General features: G+C 73.2%; 13 protein-coding genes. 1 reads left to right on the top strand and 12 read right to left on the bottom strand.

The annotated features are described in order from the left end of the window. Positions 1–6 precede the first annotated feature (6 nt). From argR to ABT297_RS18415, 10 genes are all read right to left on the bottom strand, one after another. Positions 7–513 carry an arginine repressor gene (gene argR, locus ABT297_RS18370; protein WP_350550663.1) on the bottom strand — a complete coding sequence of 169 codons (507 nt, stop codon included), beginning with the start codon at positions 511–513 and terminating at the stop codon, positions 7–9. Positions 514–526: 13 nt separating this feature from the next. Further along, complete coding sequence (gene argF / locus ABT297_RS18375) at positions 527–1,444, bottom strand: ornithine carbamoyltransferase (RefSeq protein WP_350550665.1); 918 nt, start codon at positions 1,442–1,444, stop codon at positions 527–529. Positions 1,445–1,530: 86 nt separating this feature from the next. Beyond that, entirely contained in the window at positions 1,531–2,706 is a 1,176-nt protein-coding gene (locus ABT297_RS18380; protein WP_350550668.1) for an acetylornithine transaminase, read from the bottom strand. Further along, complete coding sequence (gene argB, locus ABT297_RS18385; RefSeq protein ID WP_350550670.1) at positions 2,703–3,587, bottom strand: acetylglutamate kinase; 885 nt, start codon at positions 3,585–3,587, stop codon at positions 2,703–2,705. Before argB ends, ABT297_RS18380 begins: the two co-directional genes overlap by 4 nt. A 27-nt stretch (positions 3,588–3,614) precedes the next feature. After that, positions 3,615–4,790, bottom strand: a complete 1,176-nt coding sequence (argJ, locus tag ABT297_RS18390; RefSeq protein WP_350550673.1) for a bifunctional glutamate N-acetyltransferase/amino-acid acetyltransferase ArgJ — start codon at positions 4,788–4,790, stop codon at positions 3,615–3,617. A 29-nt stretch (positions 4,791–4,819) separates the two neighbouring features. Beyond that, on the bottom strand, positions 4,820–5,824 hold the full coding sequence (gene argC, locus ABT297_RS18395) for an N-acetyl-gamma-glutamyl-phosphate reductase (protein ID WP_350550676.1): 1,005 nt from the start codon (positions 5,822–5,824) through the stop codon (positions 4,820–4,822). Between the two features lie 133 nt (positions 5,825–5,957). Then, positions 5,958–8,675 carry an AAA family ATPase gene (locus ABT297_RS18400; protein WP_350550679.1) on the bottom strand — a complete coding sequence of 906 codons (2,718 nt, stop codon included), beginning with the start codon at positions 8,673–8,675 and terminating at the stop codon, positions 5,958–5,960. Positions 8,676–9,056: 381 nt separating this feature from the next. After that, positions 9,057–10,082, bottom strand: coding sequence for an NAD-dependent epimerase/dehydratase family protein (locus ABT297_RS18405; protein WP_350550682.1), 1,026 nt, complete (start codon positions 10,080–10,082; stop codon positions 9,057–9,059). A gap of 27 nt (positions 10,083–10,109) precedes the next feature. Continuing rightward, positions 10,110–10,889: a glycosyltransferase family 2 protein gene (locus tag ABT297_RS18410; RefSeq protein ID WP_350550685.1), complete on the bottom strand. Its 780-nt coding sequence runs from the start codon at positions 10,887–10,889 to the stop codon at positions 10,110–10,112. After that, the gene (locus ABT297_RS18415; RefSeq protein ID WP_350550687.1) at positions 10,886–12,097 is read right to left on the bottom strand and encodes a nucleotide sugar dehydrogenase; all 1,212 of its coding nucleotides are present in this window, start codon (positions 12,095–12,097) and stop codon (positions 10,886–10,888) included. The genes ABT297_RS18410 and ABT297_RS18415 overlap by 4 nt, the downstream gene beginning before the upstream one ends. Positions 12,098–12,390: 293 nt before the next feature. Here ABT297_RS18415 and ABT297_RS18420 point away from each other — a divergent pair, with 293 nt between their 5' ends. Then, positions 12,391–12,693, top strand: a complete 303-nt coding sequence (locus tag ABT297_RS18420) for a hypothetical protein (RefSeq protein WP_350550690.1) — start codon at positions 12,391–12,393, stop codon at positions 12,691–12,693. Between the two features lie 52 nt (positions 12,694–12,745). On the opposite strand, the gene pheT is transcribed toward ABT297_RS18420, so the two are convergent. Both pheT and pheS read right to left on the bottom strand, forming a co-directional pair. Beyond that, positions 12,746–15,220, bottom strand: coding sequence for a phenylalanine--tRNA ligase subunit beta (gene pheT, locus ABT297_RS18425; protein ID WP_350550692.1), 2,475 nt, complete (start codon positions 15,218–15,220; stop codon positions 12,746–12,748). 1 nt (position 15,221) lies between these two features. After that, entirely contained in the window at positions 15,222–16,316 is a 1,095-nt protein-coding gene (gene pheS, locus ABT297_RS18430; protein WP_350550694.1) for a phenylalanine--tRNA ligase subunit alpha, read from the bottom strand. Positions 16,317–16,358: the final 42 nt, after the last annotated feature.

The raw sequence follows: 16,358 nt of genomic DNA on the forward strand, positions 1-16,358 counted from the left end.
CGGCGTTCAGGCGCTGTCGTCGCCGGGCTGGCTCCACGCGGTCAGCTTGGAGGCCAGCAGCTCCCCGGCCGACGGCGGCCGGGACGGATCCGGTGCCTCCCGGGCGACGACCAGGATCGTGTCGTCCCCGGCGATCGTGCCGACGATGTCGGGCAGCCCGGTCCGGTCGATCGCGCTGGCCAGGAACTGCGCCGCACCCGGCGGGGTGCGCAGCACGACCAGGTTGCCCGAGTAGTCCACGCCCGTGAGCAGCTCGCGCAGCAGCCGGATGAGCCGCGTCGGCGCCTGCTCCGCGGGGCGCAGCGCCCGCTCGCCGTCCTCCGGGATGAGGTACGCCCCGCGCACCTTCACCGCCCGCAGCTCCTCCAGGTCCCGCGACAGCGTCGCCTGCGTGACCTGGATGCCGTCGCCGGCCAGCAGCTCCGCGAGCTCGGTCTGCGAGTGCACCGCCGCGCCGCGGATCAGCGCCGAGATCCGATCCAGCCGCGCCGCCTTCGTCGTCGGCGCGCTCATGCCGCGCACCCGCTCATCGTCGCTCTCGGCCTTCCAGAAGGAACGCCAGCAGCGCCTTCTGGGCGTGCAGGCGGTTCTCCGCCTCGTCCCAGATCGCGGCCTGCGGCCCGTCCATGACCTCGTCGGTGATCTCGTCGCCGCGGTGGGCGGGCAGGCAGTGCAGCACGATCGCACCCGGCTTGGCGCTCAGGAGCAAAGAGGCGTTGATCTGGTATGGCACGAAGGGCGTCCGCCGATCCAGCCCGTCGTTCTCCTGTCCCATCGACGTCCACGTGTCGGTGACGAGCACATCGGCGCCCTTGACCGCCTCGACCGGGTCGCCGATCACCTCGACCACGCCCCGCTCCCGCGCCGCGGCGAGCACCGCCGGATCGGGGTCGAACCCGGCCGGCCCGGACAGCCGCACCCGCATCCCGGCGATCGCGCCCGCGAGGGCGTAGGAGTGCGCCATGTTGTTGGCGGTGTCGCCGAGGTACGCGATGGTCCGCCCCTGCGTCCCGCCGAGCCGCTCCCGCACGGTCTGCAGGTCGGCGAGTAGCTGGCACGGGTGGAACCCGTCGGTGAGGGCGTTGACGACCGGCACCGTCGCGCCGGCGGCGAGCTGCGCCACCCGCTCGTCGGAGGTGGACCGGATCACGATCGCGTCGACGTAGCGCGAGAGCACCTTCGCCGCGTCGGCGACGGTCTCGCCCCGGCCGAAGTGCGTGGTGAGCGCGTCGATGATGATCGGCGTGCCGCCGAGCTGGGTGATGCCGACCTCGAACGAGACGCGGGTGCGCAGCGACGACTTCTCGAAGATGACCGCGACGGACCTGCCCTCGAGGGGCCGGAACCCGGTCCGGTCGGCCTTCATCGCCGTCGCGAGCTCGAGCACCCGCAGCTGCTCCGCGGCCGTCATGTCGTCGTCGCGCAAAAAGTGTCGCAGTGTCATGCCGGAACCTCCGCTTCGCTCCGGCTGCGGCATGACTGGCACCTGAGCCCCATGATGACCAGCCCCTCCGCTTCGCTCCAGACTGGTCATGCCGGCTGCACCGCCGTGAGCGCCGGGCCGAGCGCGGCGACGAACGCGTCGGCCTGCTCGTCGGTGAGGATCAGCGGCGGGGCGATGCGCAGCACGTCCGGCTGCGCCGCCTGGGCCAGGAAGCCCTTGTCGCGCAGCACCGCGGCGAGCGCGCCGGCGGCCGGGCCGCGCAGCGCGACGCCGAGCAGCAGCCCGGCCCCGCGCACGCCGGTCACGAGCGGGTGGCCGAGCGCCTCGACGCCGCGGCGGATCCGCTCGCCGAGCCGCTTGGCGGCGTCGAGCAGGTGCTCCGACTCGATGGTGTCCAGCACGGCGAGGGCCGCGGCGCAGCAGACCGGGTTGCCGCCGAACGTCGAGGCGTGCGTGCCCGGGCCGAGCAGCGTCGCCGCGTCGTCGAACGCGATCATCGCGCCGAGCGGCAGGCCGCCGCCGAGACCCTTGGCGAGCGTGACGACGTCGGGGCGCACCCCCTCGGCCTGGTGGGCGAACCAGTACCCGGTGCGCCCGACGCCGGTCTGCACCTCGTCGAGGGCGAGCAGGGCACCGTGTCGCGCGGTGATCTCCCGGGCCGCGGTCAGGTAACCGGCCGGCGGTACCACCACCCCCGACTCGCCCTGGATCGGCTCCAGCAGCACCATCGCGGTCGCGTCGTCCACGGCGGCGGCGAGGGCCTCCACGTCGCCGTACGGCACGTGTACGACCTCGCCCGGCAGCGGCAGGAACGGCTGCTGCTTGGCCGGCTGCCCGGTCAGCGCCAGCGCGCCCATGGTGCGGCCGTGGAACGCGGCCTCCGCCGCGACGATCTTCGTGCGGCCGGTGCGCCGGGACAGCTTGAACGCCGCCTCGTTCGCCTCCGCGCCGGAGTTGGCGAAGAACACCGCGCCCGGCCGGCCCGCGAGGGTCAGCAGCCGCTCGGCGAGGGCCACCACCGGCGGCGAGGCGAACAGGTTGGACACGTGGCCGAGCGTGGAGATCTGCGCGGTGACGGCGGCGACGACCGCCGGGTGGCCGTGGCCGAGCAGGTTGACGGCGATACCGCCGAGGAAGTCCACGTAGGAGCGCCCGGACTCGTCGACGACGACCGCGCCGCTGCCGCTGACCAGCCCCAGCGACGGCGGGCCGTAGGTGTTCATCACCGACGCCTCGAAGCGAGAGGTCAGAGAGCCCGTCATTGCGCCACCACCATTGTCCCGAACCCCTCCGACGTGAAAACTTCCAGCAACAGCGAGTGCGGCACCCGCCCGTCGACGACGTGCGCGGCCGGCACCCCGCCCTTGACCGCCCGCAGGCAGGCCTCCATCTTCGGCACCATCCCGGACTCGAGCCCCGGCAGGAGCTCGGCGAGCTCGTCGGTGGTCAGCTGCGAGATCAGCGAGGACGGGTCCGGGTAGTCGCGGTACAACCCCTCGACGTCGGTGAGCACGACGAGCTTGCGCGCCTGCAGCGCCACGGCCAGGGCTCCGGCCGCGGTGTCGGCGTTGAGGTTGTGCAGCACGCCGTCGGCGTCGGGCGCGACCGTCGACACGACCGGGATCCGCCCGGCCGCGATGAGGTCCGCGACCGCGGAGACGTTGACCCGCTCGACGTCGCCGACCTGGCCGATGTCGACCGGTGCGCCGTCGACGATGGCGGGCCGGCGCACCGCGGTGAACAGGCCGGCGTCCTCCCCCGACATGCCGACCGCGTGCGGGCCGTGCTCGTTGATGAGCCCGACGAGCTCGCGGCCGACCTGCCCGACGAGGACCATCCGCACCACGTCGGCCGTCTCCGGGGTGGTGACCCGCAGGCCGCCCTTGAACTCGCTGGCGATCCCGAGGCGCTTGAGCATCGCCGAGATCTGCGGCCCGCCACCGTGCACGACGACTGGCTTGATCCCGACGTGGCGCAGGAACACCATGTCGGCCGCGAACGCGCGCTTGAGCTCGTTGTCGACCATCGCGTTGCCGCCGTACTTGACGACGACCGTCGAGCCGGAGAACCGCTCCAGCCACGGCAGCGCCTCGATGAGCGTGTTGGCCTTGCCAAGTGCGATCCCCAGGTCACGCCCGTTCACGCGAACCTCCGCTCCGCTCCGGACCGTTCACGAGCTGTACGCCGAGTTCTCGTGCACGTACCCCATCGAGAGGTCGTTCGTCCAGATCGTCGCGCGCTCGTCGCCGGCGTGCAGGTCCACGGTCACGGTCACCGCCCGGCCGCTGAGGTCCACCTTCGAGCGCTCCTCGCCGGCGGCGCCGCCCTTGCAGATCCACACCCCGTTGATGGCCACGTCGACCTCGTCCGGCTCGAACGCGGCCGCGGTCGTGCCGATCGCCGCCAGGATGCGCCCCCAGTTGGGGTCGTTGCCGAAGAACGCGGTCTTCACCAGGTTGTTGCGGGCGATCGAGCGGCCCACCTCGACCGCGTCGGGCGTCGAGGCCGCGCCGGTCACCTCGATCGCGATCTCCTTCGTGGCGCCCTCGGCGTCGGCGATGAGCTGCCGGGCCAGGTCGGCGCAGACGGCGGTGACCGCCTCGGCCAGCTCCTGCGCCGTCGGCTCGATCCGCGAGGCGCCGCTGGCCATGATCAGGACGGTGTCGTTGGTCGACATGCAGCCGTCGGAGTCGACCCGGTCGAAGGTGACCGAGGTCGCCTCGCGCAGCACGGTGTCCAGCGTGGACGCGTCGGCGACGGCGTCGGTGGTGAGCACCACGAGCATGGTCGCCAGGCCCGGCGCGAGCATCCCGGCGCCCTTGGCCATGCCGCCGACGGTGAAGCCCTGGCCGGCGTGGACGGCGGTCTTCGGCACGGTGTCGGTGGTCATGATGGCCTCCGCCGCCTCCGGCCCGCCGTCGCGGGCGAGCGCGCGGCCGGCCGCGTCGACGCCGGACAGGAGCTTCGGCAGCGGCAGGCGCTCACCGATCAGCCCCGTCGAGCAGACCACGACGTCGCCGGCCCCGACCGGGAACCGCGACGCCCGCCTGGACAGCACGGCCGCGGTGTGCTCGGCGGTGGCGTGGGTGTCCTGGAAGCCGGCCGGCCCGGTGCACGCGTTGGCGCCGCCGGAGTTGAGGATGACGGCGCGCGCGATGCCGGCCCGCAACACCTGCTGGCTCCACAGCACCGGCGCCGCCTTGATGCGGTTGCTCGTGAACACGGCCGCGGCGGTGAAGTCGGGCCCGTCGTTGACCACGAGCGCCACGTCGAGCGCCCCGGCCGCGGCCTTGATCCCGGCCGCGACCCCCGCCGCCCGAAAGCCCTTCGGTGCCGTCACGCTCATGCCGTCACCTCCGCTTCGCTCCGGACCGCTCATGGTGCGATCCCGTCCACGCTCAGGCCCGTGGTCTCCGGCAGGCCCAGCATGATGTTCGCGTTCTGCACGGCCTGGCCGGCCGCGCCCTTGACCAGGTTGTCGATGGCGGAGACGACGACGATCCGCCCGCTGTCGATGTCGATGGTCGCCTGCAGGTGCACCGCGTTGGAGCCGAACGTCGCGCCCGTCTGCGGCCACTGTCCCTCCGGCAGCACGTGCACGAACGGCTCGGCGTCGTACGCCGCGCCCAGCACCGCCCGCGGGTCGGCGTGCCCCAGCGGCTTCGCCGTGACCGTCGCCAGGATGCCCCGCGGCATCGGCGCCAGCGCCGGCGTCATGGACAGCGTCCGCGCGCCGCTGGCCTGCTTGATCTCGGCGACGTGCTGGTGCGCGCCGACCTTGTACGGCGACATCGACCCCATCACCTCGGAGGCGAGCAGGTGTTGCTTCGCCGACCGGCCCGCGCCCGAGGTGCCGGAGGAGGCGACCACCACCACGTCGTCGGGGTCGGCGACACCCGCCGCGATCAGCGGGGCCAGCGCCAGGATCGTCGCGACCGCGTAGCAGCCGGTGTTGGCGACCCGGGTCGACGCCCTGATCAGGTCCCGCTGGCCGGGCAACTCCGGCAGCCCGTACGTCCAGGTGCCGGCGTGCGGCCCCGGGTAGTACCGCTGCCAGTCCCCGGGGTCCTTGAGCCGGAAGTCGGCGCCGATGTCGACGATGCGCACGGACTCCGGCAACCGCGCCGCGACGGCCGCGGACTCGCCGTGCGGCAGCGCCAGGAACACCAGGTCGGCATCGGCGAGCACGGCCGGCTCGGTCTTGGCGAGCACGACGTCGCGGAAGGATCGCACGTGCGGGTGCACGCTCCCGATCGTCGATCCGGCCTGCGCGAACCCGGTGGCCACGGCAAGCTCGAGATTCGGGTGGCCGGCGATGAGCCGCAACAGCTCACCGCCGGCGTACCCGGACGCTCCCGCGACGGCGACACGTATTCCCATGCGCTCGACTGTATCGCTATGCAACCCCCCGTTTCAAGGAGGTTGCGTCACCCCTCACTCTTCCAACCTTCCTAGGAGGCTAGCTCGGATGGGTCGCCAGCGACGAGAGCAGAAACCGGCGGGAGCCGGTGTCCTACTCGGGGTCCAGGAACCGGGCCAGCTGTGAACGGTTGCGGACGTTCAGGCGACGGTACAGCCGGGTCAGATTCGCCTCGACGGCCTTGATGGACAGGAACAGCGCCCGGGCGATCTCGCGGTTGGTGGCGCCGGCCCGCACGAGCTCGACGATGCGCCGCTCGGTCTCCGACAGGCCCGCGCCCCGGCCGCCGTCGAGGCGGGACAGGTCGGCCGCGGCGACCTCGCGCCACGGGTGCGCGTCGGCCATGCCGTAGCGGCGGACCGCCTCGGACAGGGCCGCGCGGGCGGCGCCCCGGCGGTGGGCGCGCCGTTCCAGGCCGCCGAGCGTGTAGTAGGCGCGGGCCATCTCGAGCGGGTACGGGTGGTCCGGCCACTCCTCGATCGCCCGGTGCAGCGCCTCCGCGCCCTCGCGCGCCTCGCCGGTCGCGGCGGTGAGCACGGCGCGGGCCCGGGCCAGCCCGAGCAGCACCACCCGCCGGTCGAGATGCCGGGCACGCTGCTCGACCTCCTCGAGGACCTCGGCGGCCTCGGCGCGGGCGCCGGCCCCGACGAGGGCCTCGACGAAGTCGGCGTGCCAGGGCAGCACGCCCGGGTCGAGCCGGCCGAGGCGCTGATCGAGGTTGTAGGCCTCGCGCATCGCGTCGGCGGCGGCGATCGGGTCGCCGCGCAGGACGTGAACCAGGCCGCTGGTCGCGTACGCCAGCTTGATCCAGTCCTCGTCGCCGGCGGCGAGGCAGGCGGCGACGCCGCGCTCGGCGTGCTCGGCCGCGGCCGTGGCCGTTCCGCCCGCGTACTCCACGAGCGCCGCCACCAGGTATCCGGGGCCGGGGGTGGTCTCGACGTCGACGTAGAGGCGCACGCAGTCGCGGCCGGCGGCGAGGGCGTCGGCGCAGCGGCCGGAGCGCCAGTAGACGCCGGCCACGGAGACCAGCACCGCGGCGAGGTCGCGCACGGTCCCGGACCGCTCGACCGCGATCCGCAGCGCCTCGATGCGCCGCACCGCCTCGGCGGTCTCGCCCTTGAACAGCCGGCTCATCGCGGCGACCTGCCGGGCGGCGACGGTGGCCGGGGTGAGCGACAGGCCGCGGGCGAGCTTGCCGGCGCGCTCCAGGTATTCGTCGCCCTCGGTGCCGAGCAGGATGTTGCCCCGCCAGCTGAGCACCTCGACGAGCCGCTCCATGTCGCCGCACAGCTCGGCGGCCTCCTCGGCCCGCTTGAGCTCGGCGAGGGCCGCCTCGCTGTCGCCGTCCCAGTACGCCTTGACCGCCTTGTACAGCCGGACGTGGGCGAGCAGGTCCGGGGTGTCGGCCGCCTCGACGAACGCCGCGTCGAGCAGCGGGCCGGAGTTGGAGTGGTCCTCTCCGGACATCTCCACCAGCAGCAGCCGCGCCCCGACCCGGGTGCGCCGGTCGGCGGCGTCGCGCAGGGCGGCCGCGGCGTGGCGGCGGGCGTCCACCGGCGAGCCGGCCGAGTACGCGTACTGGGCGGCGCTCAACCGGCGTACCGCGGCCACTCCCGGCGTGTCGCGCGGGGTGCGCTCCGCCGCGAGCGCGGCCAGGTCGGCGGCCATGGCCGGCGCGCCGCGCAGTCGGGCGGCGGACGCGGCGCCGGCGAGGCACTCGGCGAGGGCCTCGTCGGGCTCGGGCCGGGCGGCGGCGAGGTGCCGGGCCCGATCGACGGGGTCGGTGACCGTCTCGGCGAGCCGCTCGTGGGTCTCGCGGCGGGCCGGGGCGGTGGCGTCGGCGTAGACCATCTCGCGCAGCAGCGGATGGGAGAACCGGATCGCGCCGTCGGGCTCGACGTGCAGTACACCCGCGGCTATGGCGGCCTCGACCAGCCCCTCGGCGAGCCCGCACGCGGCCAGCAGGGTCAGGCTGGGGCGGGCCGCCGCGGCGACGACCAGCAGCGCCGGCCGGTCGGCGGCGGGCAGCGTGGCCAGGCGGGCGGCGAGCAGCTCGCGCAGGCGCTCGGGGACGGGCAGCGGGTCGGTGACCGGGAACGAGCTGTTGCCGATGGCCCGCCCGAGCTCGACCGCGTACAGCGGGTTACCCGCGCTGGCCTCGTAGATGCGCCGCACGTGCGCCCGGCCGGCCTCGGCGCCGAAGCGGGCCCGCAGCAGGTCGGCCACGTCGCTCTGGGGCAGCGGCGGCACCGGCAGGGTGACGCTCGGCGGCGGGCACAGGTCCAGCCGGCTGGGCGCGCCGCCGTCGGGCACCCGTTCGGCGGCGAGGACCCGCACCGGCACCTCCCCGAGGCGGCGGGCGACGAACCGCAGCACCCCGGCGCTGGGCTCGTCGATCCACTGCACGTCGTCGAGGATCAGCAGCACCGGCCGCTCGGCGGCGAGAGCCCGGAACAGCTCGAGCACGGCCAGGCGCACCGCGAGCTGGTCGTGCGGCGTGGCCGGCAGCGCGCTGCGCAGCAGGGCGCCGTCCAGCGCCGCGCGCAGGTGGGCCGGGAGCAGGTCGAAGGCGTCCGGCGCGCGGTCGAAGAGATCGACGAGCGCCAGGTACGGCAGGTCGGCCTCGGCCTCCGCGGCGGCGGCGCGCAGCACCAGCGCCTCGGCCTCCGCGGCGGCGAGGGCGTCGAGGATGGTGGACTTGCCGATCCCCGCGGGTCCGCAGAGCACGACGCTGCCGCCCGCCGCGAGCCGCTCCCGGGCGTGATTCAGGAGATCGGCTCGGCCGATGGGCGCCGACGAGGTGCTCACCACGACGCCGAGTCTCTAACGAACCACCGTTCGTCGCAACGGCCGGAGAACGGCGCGAGACTATCTCGTGAAGCCCGGCCGAGCGCGGATCATCGCAGCCGGGCGCAGGGCAGGACCGCTTCCCGGCCGAGCACGGGCCACTGCGCGATGTGGACGGTCACCCGCGTCAAACCGGACTGTACAAGGCATTCCGCCCGAGCCTGGGCGACTGCGGCACCCCGGCGCGGCGCGCCGTCGCGGGCCCGGCAGGCCGCGGGCTCGCGGCCGCGACGACCGTCAGAAGTGTCGCGAATACGACAAGTGGTATTCGACCAACGAAGCAACCCTAAGGGCCATTCGACCGTTGCTGACCGGCCGGCGGCCGGGCCTTTCTCCGCGCCGGGTCTACAGACGCCCGCCCTTGACCGCCTCGGTCACCCACGGGATGACCACGTCGAGCATCTCGTCCAGCGACGTGGCCGCCTCGAAGCCGAGCACCTCCCGCGCCTTGGCGCAGTCGGGCACACGCATCTGCACATCGTGCTCGTACGGGTCGTCGGACACTACGCGCAGCGGCACGTCGGGGCCCTTGATCTTGCGCCAGATGACCTCGGCGAGCTTCATGACCGTGGTCGACTCGGCGGTGGAGATGTTGAAGTCCTCGTTGCGGGCCCGCTCGGACTCCATCGCGGTGACGATGCCCTTGGCCAGGTCGCCGCCGTACGTGTAGTGGCGCACCTGCTCGCCGGAGCCGAGGATGTGCAGCGGGTCCTGCCCCTTGACGATCTTCTGCACCAGGTCGGGCACGACGTGCGACATGGCCAGCTTGACGTTGCCGGAGAGCACCTCGACCTCGCCGAGCGCCCGGCCCTCGCCGACGCCGACGCAGTTGAACGGGCGCACGATCGTGTACGGCAGCCGGTACTGGTCCCAGGCGGCCTTCGCGAAGTACTCCACGGCCAGCTTCTGGAAGCCGTAGGACGACAGCGGCGGCGGGACGGCGCGCTCGTCGCCCTCCTTCGACGGCCAGCGCGTCGTCGACTCGAAGACCATGGACGAGGACATGTACGTCATCTTCCGCAGCGTGCCGGCCCGGTGCGCCTTGATCGCGGCGTCGCAGGAGGAGGCCATGATCCGCTCGTTGGTGGCGAGCAGGTCGTAGGCGTACGCGTGGAAGTAGGAGATGCCGCCGATGAGCGCCGCGCCGGCGATGAAGTGCTCGCAGCCCTCCAGCAGCTCGCAGACCAGGTCCGCGTCGCGGGCGTCACCCTCGACGAAGCGGTAGCCGGGGTGGGAGTCGTAGCCGCGGGTGACCGGACCGTACTTCGAGTAGTTGTCCAGGCCGACGACCTGGTAGCCGCGAGACAGCAGCTCCTCGACGACATATCCACCGATGAAGCCGGCCGAGCCGGTGACCAGGACCTTTGCCACAAACGCTCCTTGAGCTCGAGTTGCGGATCAGCTCGCGCGGGCGGCCTGCGCGTCGTCGCGGGCCACGGATGAGGCCGGACGCTTCGCCAACTGTTCCATCGTCAGCCTGCGACCGAACGCGAATCGGTACCACTTGAGATAACTCGGCATGAAACGGCCCACGTCGAAGCGCGACTCCCCGAGCTGCCGGTCGAGCCAGATCGTCGGGATCTCCGCCACCGGCAGCCGCAGCCGGGTGGCCTTCGCGGTCAGCTCGATGCCGATCTCGAAGCCGGTCTTCGACTCGATGCCGACCCCGCGCACGAACTGCGTCGAATACGCCTTGAAGCTGTTCGTCGCGTCCTGGGTGCCGACCCGGGCGAACCAGTGCAGCGTGCGGCCGGCGGTGCGGGACAGCAACCGCTTGAACCGGGGCCCGCCCACCTGCTGGCCGCCGGGCATGTACCGCGACGCGGCGGCGACGACGACGCCCCGGTCCACGAGCCGCGCCAGGTCCTCGATCTGGCACGGGTCGTCGGAGCCGTCGGCCATGGTGACCACGGCGACCGGGGCCTGGGCCATGTCGATGCCGAAGCGGATCGCGTTGGCCGGGCCGCGGCCGTAGGTGTTGAGCACCGGACGGACCCGCGAATCATGACCCTGCACCCGCAGGGTGTGCGGCACGGTCGTGTCCTCGGGCATGTCGTGCACCACGAGGATCTCGGCCGGCACTATCACCTCACGGAGGATGCGGTCGAGGCAGCGGACGATCGCCGCGCCCTCGTTGTAGACCGGGATGACCACAGAGATCTGTGGCGCCGGACTCATATTCGGACGCCCTTGTGCGTCACGCCCCACATGTCCGCGACCGGGATGTCGGTTTCCAGGTCCCGGTACTCAGGGTGAGGAGCGGCGACGATGAGCAGGTCGGCGCGGGTGAGGACCTCGTCGAGCGGCACGAGACGGTCGTCCTCGACGTGCGGGTCGGTGCAGAGCGTCTCCTTCGCCCGCAGCGTGACGACCTTGCGCAGCTTGTAGGCCAGCGACTCGCGGATGTCGTCGCTGCCGCCCTTGAACGCCATGCCGAGGATGCCGACCGTCAGCTCCGACAGGTCGAAGCGCTCCTGCAGCTTCGACACGACGTAGAGCGGCAGGCCCTCGTTGATGAGCATGGCGCTGTGGCCGAGGACGAAGTTGTTGTTGTTGAACGCCGCGAGCTGCATGGTGTCCTTGAGCAGGCACGGCCCGGCGGCGAAGCCGGCGCCCGGCATGTCGGCCGCGCGCGGATACTGGAACCGGATCGCGTGATGGATCCGCTCGAAGTCCAGGCCGAAGTCGTTGGACATCATCCAGAACTGGTTGGCCGCGGCGAACTTGATGTATCGCCAGGTGTTGGTGAACAGCTTCGCGAGCTCCGCCTCCTCCGGGTCCAGGATCACGATCTGGCCGGCCAGGTTGCGGAAGAGCTTCTCGGCCCGCTCGGTGGCCTCCGGCGTGCGGGCCGCGACGATCTGCGGCAGCTCGAACAGCTCGGTCATCGCCTTGCCCTCGGCGATGCGCTCCGGGCAGAACGCCACGTCCGCGTTCACCCCGAGCTTCCTGATGAGCTTCTCCGTGAGCGCGGTCACCCCCGGGTGAACCGTGCTGCGCAGCACGATGAGCTGGCCGTCGCGCAGGTATTCGGCGCAGCGCTCGATCGCCTTCGGCACGGCCGCGATGTTCGGGTTGAGGTGCTCGTCGACCGGGGTCCCCACGATCACGACCAGGTGCTCGGCCGTGGCGACCGTGGCCGGGTCGGTACTGGCCTTGAGCCGGCCCTCGGCGACGGCGCTCGCGAGCGGCGCCGCGGCACCCTCCTCGTCGAACGGCGGCCGACCGCTGTTGACCACGGCGACGGCGGCCTCGTTGATGTCGTACAGGGTCACCTGCAGGCCGCGGGAGGCCAAGGCGATGCCGAGCGGGAGCCCCACCCGGCCGCAGCCACCAATCACCACGACGTCCGTGGTGAACGCCGCCGATGCACTGACGTCTGACACGCGCTACCCCTTCAGGAAGATCGTGATCGATACCGGCGCCCGCGCGGCCATGCGTGGGCCGATGGTCCGAGATCGGATGCACGTGACGGCGGCCACGCTGTTTCCAGCCTGGCCCGCGCCTCGCGCGGACGCAGCCGAAGGGGTCGTTCCCACCCCGAAGCCCCCCATGCCCCCGCGCTGTTCCTAACCTGGCGCGCGCTCCGCGCGGACGCGGTGTTTCCAGTGCCGTGGGACCGGGGACGGGCGACCGGACGCGCTCCTCCGATGGTGGACGCCTTGATCACGGAGTGTTCGTGTACCAGGGAGTACACGAACACTCCGTGATCAAGGCGAACCGCACGAGGCGGGTCGCTCTCGCTGGGGCCGCGCGGTGGGCGGCGGCCGAGGCCGCCCGGCGCGGGGCGCCGCCGCGGATCGTGATGGCGCCGCGCGGCGGGCTCGCCGACACCGGGCGCCACCTGGCGGAGATGCTCGTGGCGGACGTGGTCCGCGACGTGGAGGCCGTAGCGCCCGGGTCCGCTCCGAGCGGCAACGCCGCTGGGGTCAGACCACCGCTCGCGCGGCGGCCTGACCAACCCGGCCAACGTTTCCGGTGACAGCCACCCCGGACATCATGCCCGCTCCGCGCGGGCACTCTTGCGGGTGGCGTTACGCTCCGCGCAGGACCGCGCCGAGCCGGGAGGCCGCGACCGCCACCGCCGAGTCGCGGGCGGCGAGCGCCTCGTCGCCGGTGAGCGTGCGGTCCGGCGCCCGGAAGGTGAGCTTGTACCCCAGGGACTTGCGCCCCTCGCCGAGCTGCGCCCCGGAGTACACGTCGAACAGCCGCACCGATTCCAGCAGCGGCCCTGCGCCCTCGGCCAGTGCCGCCTCGACCTCGCCGGCCGGGGTGGCCGCGTCGACCACGAGCGCCACATCGATCAGGGCGGTCGGGAAGCTCGACAGCCGCGGCGCGATCGACACGCCCGGGATCGGCAGCGCGTCCAGGTCGAGCTCCATCGCCACGGTACGGCGGGGCAGGTCCAGGTCGGCGCAGACCGCCGGGTGCAGCTCGCCGGCGTGCCCGACGACGGTGTCGCCGACGAGCAGCGCGGCACAGCGGCCCGGGTGCCATGGCGCCTCCGCCGCGGCGCGGACCGTCAGCTCGACGCCGGCGGCCGCGGCGACGGTCCGGGCGGCCTCGACCGCGTCGGCCCAGTCGGCCGGGCGCCCGCCGCCCCACCAGCCGGCCGGCTCGGCGTCGCCGGCGATGACGGCGGCCACGTGCCACGGCTGACGCGGCAGCAGCTCGTCGACCGCGGCGAACTCCTCGGCGCTCGGCGGCCCGTCGACCCCGGCGGCCGGTGCGACCCCCAGCGGCCCGGCGGGCAGGAAGACGAGCCCGATCTCGAACAGCGCCAGGTCGCGCAGTCCCCGGCCGAGGTTGCGGCGAAGCGTCGCGAGCAGCGGCGGCAGCAGCGTGGTGCGCAGCGCCGGCTCCTCGTCGGACAGCGGGTTGCGCAGCAGCACCGTGTCGCGGCGGGGGTCGTCGGCCGGGATGCGCATCGCGTCGATCGTGGGCGTGCCCACGAACGGGTAGCACAGCGTCTCGACGTAGCCCGCGTCGACCAGCGCCCGCCCGACGGTGCGCCGGCGGCGCTGCGTCGCGGTGAGCCCCCGGCCGGGCGGCGCGATCGGCAGCACGCTGGGGATCCGGTCGTACCCGTCGAGGCGCAGCACCTCCTCGGCGAGGTCGGCCGGGTCGTTGAGGTCGTGCCGCCAGCTCGGCGGGGTGACGGTGAGCAGGTCGCCGTCGGCCACCACCTCCGTGCCGATCATCGCGAGGATCTCGAGGACGCGCTCCGGCGAGTACTCGACGCCGGCCAGCTCCGACGGGCGCGTCACGGACATCGTGACCGGCTCCGGGGCTGCCACCGCGGAGACGTCGGTGACGCCGGCCGACACGGTGCCGCCACCGTACTCGGCCAGCAGCGCCGCCGCCCGCGCGCAGGCCACCGCGGTGATCTGCGGGTCGACGCCGCGCTCGTAGCGCTTGCCGGCCTCGCTGGGCAGCCTGTGCCGGCGGATCGTGCGGGCCACCGAGCGCGGGTCCCAGTGCGCGGCCTCGAACAGCACGTCGACGGTGGCCGCGGAGACCTCCGTGGTGGCGCCGCCCATGACCGCGGCGAGCGAGACGACGCCGGTGTCGTCGGCGATGACGATGTCCTCCGGGTCGAGCGCCCGGGTGACCCCGTCCAGCGTGGTGAGCTTCTCGCCGGCCTGCGCGCGCCGCACCACCAGCGGGCCGGTGAGCCGCCCGAGGTCCCAGGCGTGCATCGGCTGGCCCATCTCGATCATCACGTAGTTGGTGATGTCGACCGGCAGCGAGATCGAGCGGATGCCGGCCGTGGCGAGCCGGTTGCGCATCCACTGCGGCGTCGGCGCGGCGGGGTCGGCGCCGCGCACGGCGACGGCGGTGAACCGGTCGCAGGCGACGCTGTCGAGGACCTCGATCGGGTACGCCGGGGCGCCGTCGCCCTTCAGCGGGACGACCGCCGCGACCGGGTCGCGGTAGGCGCCGCCGAGGGAGTGCGACAGCTCGCGGGCGATGCCGCGGACCGAGAAGCAGTACCCGCGGTCCGGGGTGACGTTGACCTCGACCACGATGTCGTCGAGCCCGACCAGCGGGCGGGCCTCGTCGCCGGGCTTCGCCGTCTTGGGGGGCAGCACGATGATGCCCTCGTGGTCGTCGCTCACCCCGAGCTCCTGGCCCGAGCAGATCATGCCGTTGGAGACGCGCCCGTAGGTCTTGCGGGCCGAGATCGCGAACCCGCCGGGCAGGACGGCGCCCGGCAGCGCGACGATCACCGTGTCGCCCTCGGCGAAGTTGCGGGCGCCGCAGATGATGCCCTGCGGCTGTTCCCCGCCGACGTCGACGAGGCAGTACCGGATCGGCTTCTTGAGCCCTTGCAGCTCCTCGATCGACTCGACGCGGCCCACGACGAGCGGCCCGGAGACGGTGGCGCCGGTGTCGGTCATCGTCTCGACCTCGAGGCCGACCTTGACGAGGGCCTTCTCCAGCCCGTCGGCGTCGAGACCGGCCGGCAGGTCGACGTGCTCACGCAGCCAGGACAGCGTTACGCGCACCTCAGGCCTCCCATCCGAACGCCCGCGCGTACCGCACGTCGCCCTCCACCATGTCACGCATGTCGCTCGCCTCGTTGCGGAACATCAGGGCCCGCTCGATGCCCATGCCGAACGCGAAGCCGGAGTACTCCTCCGGGTCGATCCCGCACGCGCGCAGCACCCGTGGGTTGACCATGCCGCAGCCGCCCCACTCGACCCAGCGCGGGCCGTCGCGGTGCTGCGGGAACCAGAAGTCGATCTCGGCGCCCGGCTCGACGAACGGGAAGTACGCCGGCCGGAGCCGGGTCTTCGCCTGCGGCCCGAACATGCCCTTGACGAAGTTGTCCAGCGTGCCCTTGAGGTGGCCCATCGTGATGCCCTTGTCCACGACCAGGCCCTCGACCTGGTGGAAGACGGGGGTGTGGGTCGCGTCGAGCTCGTCGGTGCGGTACACCCGGCCGGGGCAGACGATGTAGATGGGCGGCTTGCGGGTCGTCATCGTGCGCGCCTGCACCGGCGAGGTGTGGGTGCGCAGCACGACGCGCGAGTCCTCGTCGCGGGCCGGCGCACCGGCGCCCCCGGCGGCGACGAAGAACGTGTCCATCATCGAGCGCGCCGGGTGGTCGGGGTGCATGTTGAGGGCGTCGAAGTTGTACCACTCCCACTCGACCTCGGGCCCCTCGGCGACCTCGTAACCCATGCTCACGAACAGGTCGCCGACCCGCTCCATGATCTTGGTCAGCGGATGCTGGGCGCCCACCGGCCGCCGGTCGGTCGGGAGGGTGACGTCCACCGCCTCCTCGACGAGCACCCGCTCCTCACGCTCGGCGGCGAGCGCCGCCAGGCGGGCGTCGTAGGCGCCTTGGACCGCGACGCGGGCGAGGTTGACGCGCTTGCCGGCGTCGGCCTTGGCGGCCGGGGGCAGCGAGCCGATCTCGCGGCGGGCCAGGGACACCGGGGCCCGGTCGCCGAGGTGCTGGTGCTTCAGCGCGGCGAGCGCGTCGAGGTCGCCGGCGCCGGAGAACGCCTTGTCGGCCGCGGCGACCGCGTCGTCGAGCGCGCTCTGGTCGAGCAGCGCAGCCTGCTTCGGATCGTACGGATCATTGCGGTACGTCATCGGACTCTTCCCACGGGAGATTGGCCTCGGACAGTGTAGTGA

Source organism: Dactylosporangium sp. NPDC000555, assembly GCF_040300025.1.
Taxonomy (GTDB): domain Bacteria; phylum Actinomycetota; class Actinomycetes; order Mycobacteriales; family Micromonosporaceae; genus Dactylosporangium.

What these genes read in the sequence shown, in the direction of transcription:
- argJ (WP_350550673.1), bottom strand. Translation starts at nt 4,790, where the DNA reads ATGAGCGTGACGGCACCGAAGGGCTTTCGGGCGGCGGGGGTCGCGGCC.
- ABT297_RS18380 (WP_350550668.1), bottom strand. Translation starts at nt 2,706, where the DNA reads ATGACGGGCTCTCTGACCTCTCGCTTCGAGGCGTCGGTGATGAACACC.
- argF (WP_350550665.1), bottom strand. Translation starts at nt 1,444, where the DNA reads ATGACACTGCGACACTTTTTGCGCGACGACGACATGACGGCCGCGGAG.
- argC (WP_350550676.1), bottom strand. Translation starts at nt 5,824, where the DNA reads ATGGGAATACGTGTCGCCGTCGCGGGAGCGTCCGGGTACGCCGGCGGT.
- ABT297_RS18410 (WP_350550685.1), bottom strand. Translation starts at nt 10,889, where the DNA reads ATGAGTCCGGCGCCACAGATCTCTGTGGTCATCCCGGTCTACAACGAG.
- argR (WP_350550663.1), bottom strand. Translation starts at nt 513, where the DNA reads ATGAGCGCGCCGACGACGAAGGCGGCGCGGCTGGATCGGATCTCGGCG.
- pheS (WP_350550694.1), bottom strand. Translation starts at nt 16,316, where the DNA reads ATGACGTACCGCAATGATCCGTACGATCCGAAGCAGGCTGCGCTGCTC.